This window comes from Methylobacterium sp. WL8, from assembly GCF_008040045.1.
Taxonomy (GTDB): Bacteria; Pseudomonadota; Alphaproteobacteria; order Rhizobiales; family Beijerinckiaceae; genus Methylobacterium; species Methylobacterium cerastii.
Map to the genome: position 1 here is coordinate 1 of NZ_VRVF01000184.1, position 1,333 is coordinate 1,333.

Consider the following 1,333-nt stretch of genomic DNA (forward strand, 5'->3'; position numbering starts at 1 on the left):
CTAGCAGGCTGCTGCAGAAGTCGCTGGCAGGCTTGTCGCGGAGATGATTCACTCTGTTAGAGGCAGGGGTGGGATCAGGCGATGCGCGGGCGCGGAGATCGGTCGGAGAACCTGTTCAGCTACGTCCGCCTGGAGGAACGCGTACCGGCCGATCATCCTCTGCGTCCGATCCGGGCGCTGGCGGACGAGGTTCTGGCCGGGCTGAGCGACCGCTTCGAGGGCCTGTACTCAGGACTGGGCCGCCCCTCGATCCCGCCTGAGATGCTGCTGCGTGCCACGCTGCTGCAAGCCTTCTTCTCGGTGCGCTCTGAGCGGATGCTGATGGAGCAGATCGATTACAATCTGCTGTTTCGCTGGTTCGTGGGGTTGGAGATCGATGCCGCGATCTGGCACCCGACGGTGTTCACGCACAACCGTGATCGGCTGCTGGAAGCGGACGTCGCCCGCGCCTCCCTGTCGGGGCTGCTGGCGCTCAAGCCGGTCAAGCGGCTGTTGTCGAGCGACCACTTCTCGGTCGACGGCACGATGATCGAGGCATGGGCCTCGATGAAGAGCTTCCGCCCCAAGGACGGTTCGGGCGAACCGCCAGGACCGGGCCGCAACGGCGAGCGCGACTTCCGCCGCGAGAAGCGCTCGAACGAGACCCACGCCTCGACCACCGACCCGGACGCCCGGCTCTACCGCAAGGCGGACGGTCAGGAGAGCCGGCTGTGCTACCTCGGGCATGCGCTGATGGAGAACCGCAACGGCCTGGTGGTGGACGCGGCTCTCACCCACGCCACCGGCACGGCCGAGCGCGAGGCCGCCCTGGCCATGCTCGATCGCCTGCCCCGTCGGCACCGGATCACGCTGGGCGCGGACAAGCTCTTCGATGTGGAAGCCTTCGTCGGCGATCTGCGGGCGCGGCAGGTGACGCCGCACATCGCGATCAACGGGGCAGTGTCCAAGACCGGCAAGGTGCGCAAGACCGCCCTCGACGGCCGCACCACCCGGCACGCCGGCTACGCGATCAGCCTGCGGTCTCGCAAGCGGATCGAGGAGGTCTTCGGCTGGATCAAGGCCCAGGCCGGGTTCGCCAAGGTGAAGGTCCGATCCCTGCCCAAGGTCGAGGCGGTCTTCACCTTCGCAGCCATCGCCTACAACCTCGTGCGCTTACCGAGGCTTCTGGCCGGAGCAGGCGCATGAGGGGCGACCCGAGCCGGGCGCAGACGCGGCCCGTAACCCGGGCTCCCATCGAAGAGGCAGAATCCAGCCTCTCGGACGTCGGCCAATCCGTGGCAAACACCGATAACGATCCAAACCGAGCGTAACACCAGACTTCTGCAGCAGCCTG

Annotated in this window: 1 protein-coding gene; it reads left to right on the plus strand. The window is 67.1% G+C overall.

The window, feature by feature from the left end; genetic code table 11:
- The first annotated feature begins 81 nt into the window (after positions 1 to 81).
- Complete coding sequence (locus tag FV234_RS25795; protein WP_147832440.1) at positions 82 to 1,185, plus strand: IS5 family transposase; 1,104 nt, start codon at positions 82 to 84, stop codon at positions 1,183 to 1,185.
- Positions 1,186 to 1,333 lie beyond the last annotated feature (148 nt).